Raw genomic sequence first — 4,500 nt, 5'->3', positions numbered from 1 at the left:
TCTCACCCTGAACTGCAACGTTATAGTTATTGAAATTTTTGGATGATATGGAATTCGGTTATATAAAATATGTTCATAATTCTATAATTAGTTCAATATTCAATCTCCCGTTTGATATCAGTGTTAAACCTGATTTCATAAAGGGTTTGGAGACCAAACCCCTACGGTAATGTTTTCTCACTTTTGACCGCTATGAGGGGTCTCACCCTGAACTGCAACGTTATAGTTATTGAAATTTTTCGATGATATAGAATCCGGTTATATAAAATATGTTCATAATTCTATAATTACTTCCATATTCAATCTCTCCATCTCCCGCAAATATACAATAAGTGTTCAACCTGACTTTATATCAATCAGATTTCAACACCTCTAGCTTCTTCAACTTGAACAGTATCGGGTGTTAAATGTCGCCATCTAAACCTTTGGGAAAACTGATGCGATTTCCCTTCCACAACATCCGCTGCAATTTCCCCCAATAAAGGCGCCATTTTAAACCCATGACCACTGCCACCGCTACTAACAGAAAGACCTTTAATTTCTGGATGGTTATCTATCCAAAAGTGTCCGTCAAGAGTATCAATATATAAACATCTGCGGGTATACACCAAAGGTGCATCTACCAGTTCCGGGAAAGTCATCCGCAAAAAAGACCGCATCTTCTCCACCTCATTATCCTGAATTCGGCGATCGCCACTTTCAGGATGAATAGGTACGCCACTAGAATGTATAGCTATTTTGACAACACCATATTTAGGCAAAAAAGGAAAACCATACCATCCCGAATTAGAAACATCAGCAGAAAACACACTCAAATAAGGAGACGAAAAATATTTAGGGTTTTGAGGTTTTAACCAAAACACCGGATGACCAGTTGCTTTCATATAAGGTTGTAGCTCCGGCAAAAGATAAGGAGTATTAGCACCTGCTGCCACCAGCGCATGACCGCATTGAAAAGTATTTCCCTCTCTAGTTTTTACTCCTTGTAGGTTCCCATTTTCCACAATAAAACTTTCTGCACTTTGCCCTTGATAAATATCAACACCTAAAGAACGAGCATACTCAGTCAGTTTTTCCACTACCAAGGTAGATTCTACATAACCTCCTTTGGGATTAAAATTTGCATCTATGTAAACCGAAGTATTCACCATCGGAAAACGCTCTTTGATACTTTCCGCGTTCATTCTGTCTGAGGAATAACCACTTTCGATAAGATTTTGATAACTAAATTTTTCAAAGGTGTGGCGATCGCTTTCAATCTTATCCTTGCACAACATTAAATAACCTACCTCGTGATACAACTCTTCCCCGAAAAAATCATTCCATTCTTTCCAGCGATCGATACATATTTCTGCCATGCGGAAATATTCTTTATCAGAACCATATTCCATGCGCACAGCTTTAGTCACATCAGTAGAAGCTGCCAGATGATGAGGAATAGTGTCTGGGTTAATAACTGCCACTTTATATTTTCTTTTTCCTAATTCCACAGCAGCAGTAATACCAAAGATGCCGTTACCTACAATTAGAAAATCATACTTTGTATTGGGATTTTTCATAAGTTTCTATAACTGTTAAAGATATCTGAGTTTTCAACTGATTCTGTTAGAAATATAAATTGTAAAATTTTCCTCTACTTAGATTAAATCAAATTTTGAGAATTATTCTACTTCATAGTTAAATTCTACTTTGCTCTACTTAATTACCTCCTCTAATATATTACCTAAATATCCTATTTCCACACCACGGTAAAAACCTTCTATGATGGTTGGCAAATTGATGATTTCTTCTATGCAATTCATATACTTTTCGACTATTAAATTGACAGAGTATTGCTTTGTGCATTTTTTCTAATTTTTTCCAGTAATTTATCCGTACTTTCAGTAGATTTGATGAAATATAGGATATTTTTCTATTTTATCAATATCTAAAAAAAACTTTTTAAAATCCGTTGTTTCTGTAACCTCAAAAAATCTACCTAATGGTTTCATTACAAAATCTATACCCCCGTCATTTCAGTTATCAGTTATCAGTTATCAGTTATCAGTACCTCTTTATTTGCTGGCAATATTTAATGAACTCTTCAAAAGCATTTGTTTTTGTCTAAATATACAGATCAATTATTTGAATAATGATTTTAGCCAGATTATAAATTTCTTCTTCAATTATACAAAGGAGCAAATTTTCATTGAACCAATACCTATTGTTTGAAAGCTCTCTAATAACTAGAACATAATCACAAGTCAGGAAATATTTTTTAAATTCTTGGTTTAGTCTATGATTCAAAGCATTATTTTGTAATTTTTGACGAAAAGGTAACTCCCTTTGTCTGCGTAAAAGTTCAGAATACTTGCTACCTTAATAAGAAATATATCTACCACTTTCATCAAACCCATTTTTCACATAATCTTCAACTAAAACATAAATAGCATATAAATTACCAAAAAAACTTCTGGCTTTCGAGCCTCGATTAGCCGCTCTAGTTGTTAGATTGATATATTTTCAACAATTAATAATTAATAATGAATAATTAATAATTATTCATTGTTGAAAAGAAGAGGATTGACTAATCATGAAAATTTTTATTTATTATCCCCTATCCAAGGGGAGGCTTTAAACCAAAATTTTTCGGTAAAATAGGAAAAATTGAGTATATTAATTCTGATTTATTTCCATAAATATCCTTCAAAGCATTTTTGATTACCTTTGTAAATTCATGTTTCATCTAATTTTCCATATTTATGTCTAAAGTTAATTGAAAATCTTGATTATTTGAAATAGTATGATTACTTTTATCTTCCGAAACAAAATTCAATCTTTCTAATCCTAATTTTACATATTCTTCTTCTATTTCTATACTGATAGATTTTCTTCCCAATTTTTTAGCGACTACAGATGTAGTAAATGTTCCAGCAAATAAATCTAGAATCAAATCGTCAGGATTACTACTTGCTTTAATAATTCTTTCTAATAAAGCTTCTGGTTTCTGAGTTGGATGATTCCTATACTCAGCCATTTTATACCTCACTCTCGGAATATACCAAACATTTCCAGGCACTTTTTTAGAATTATAAACTGTCGGATTTTGTTTGCGATAATCAATCAATTTACGCACTGCACCTGTTTTAGCTTCAATCTTTATTTCTTCAGCGTTAAATGTATAATTATTTTTATCTTTTACTCCAAATAAAATTGGTTCATACAAAGAACCAAAATATTTTTTTGCCTGAACTCCCGAACTATCGTAATACCAAACAATTCGGGAAAGAATAGTAACTTTATCTCTTAAATATATGTCTATATATGGCATATATTGTGTTGCTGCCATAATGTAAATACTGCCTGTATTTTTTACTTTTCTCAGACATAAATCCAGCCATTGATAACACCATTTCATATACTCATCATCAGAATTCCATTTTTTTTGCTTGCCATTAAATTTCTTACCAATATTATAGGGAGGGTCGGCAAATATTAGGTCAATACTACCGTCTTCGACGCAATCATTCAAAACAGAAATTACATCTCCCAAAATAATTTTTTGTTCTGCAAATTTCCTAACTTTCATTTCACTTTTATAGCGCTACGCGCTAGGGAACAGGGAACAGGGAACAGGGAACAGGAAGTTCTTAAAAGGTTTTCCTAGGTCATGCTGCGCAAACATGATTTAGAAATGTCCTAACCTTAATGGGTAGCGCTATACAACACTAATGCTACTAGACTTGATTATTAGTTGAATAAAAAATCATGTGTATGGACGAGCTCCACCCACCCTTTCTTATCTATATTTAAAAATATCAGAATTTTTGATTCTATGCAACCTTTTGAATTTAAAATTTTGAATTTTAAATTTTGAATTTTTACTCCTACAATATCTGTGACAAAAATTTGCGGGTACGCTCCTCTTTCGGATTTCGGAAAAATTCCTCTGGTGTCGCCTCCTCTACCAACAACCCATCCGCCATCAACACAATCCTATCTGCCACCTCCCGTGCAAACCCTACCTCGTGAGTTACCACTACCAATGCTACTAGACTAGATTATTAGTTGAATAAAAAATCATGTGTATGGACGAACTACCCCCACCCTTACCTATCTATATTTAAAAATATCAGAATTTTTGATTCTATGCAACCTTTACATGAACTTAATAAAATGAATTGGGTAAATGAATCAAAGCTATTCCTTGTATACTTCACACCCTGGTATAGAAAAATATTTTCTCAACACCAGATTTGAGAAATTTACAATACCTGGGTGCGACAAAAACTTGCAGGTACCCTCTTCTTTCGGGTTTGGGAAAAATTCCTCTATCAGTTATTAATTCACTTAAGGTTTCAAACCTCTAAAATTATCCAACCTTTTGAATTTTAAATTTTGAACTTTGAATTTACACTACCTGCGACAAAAACTTGCAGGTCCCCTCTTCTTTCGGGTTTCGGAAAAATTCCTCTATCAGTTATTAATTCACTTAAGGTTTCAAACCTCTAAAATTATCCA

General features: G+C 33.2%; 2 protein-coding genes and 1 pseudogene. All 3 read right to left on the bottom strand.

The window, feature by feature from the left end; translation table 11 throughout:
• Positions 1 to 356: 356 nt before the first annotated feature.
• A complete protein-coding gene (locus F6K40_RS19485) occupies positions 357 to 1,559 on the bottom strand; it encodes an NAD(P)/FAD-dependent oxidoreductase (RefSeq protein ID WP_293138759.1) in 1,203 nt (400 codons plus the stop codon).
• A 1,166-nt stretch (positions 1,560 to 2,725) separates the two neighbouring features.
• Positions 2,726 to 3,568, bottom strand: coding sequence for an adenine-specific DNA-methyltransferase (yhdJ, locus tag F6K40_RS19480; protein ID WP_293138758.1), 843 nt, complete (start codon positions 3,566 to 3,568; stop codon positions 2,726 to 2,728).
• A gap of 298 nt (positions 3,569 to 3,866) precedes the next feature.
• Positions 3,867 to 4,031 (bottom strand): annotated as a pseudogene (locus F6K40_RS19475) (amino acid ABC transporter ATP-binding protein); the annotation flags it as partial.
• Positions 4,032 to 4,500 lie beyond the last annotated feature (469 nt).

The sequence above is a fragment of the Okeania sp. SIO3I5 genome, assembly GCF_010672085.1.
GTDB lineage: Bacteria > Cyanobacteriota > Cyanobacteriia > Cyanobacteriales > Microcoleaceae > Trichodesmium.
The sequence above is the reverse complement of the archived record's forward strand: the minus strand, read 5'-3'. Positions and strand labels throughout refer to the sequence as shown.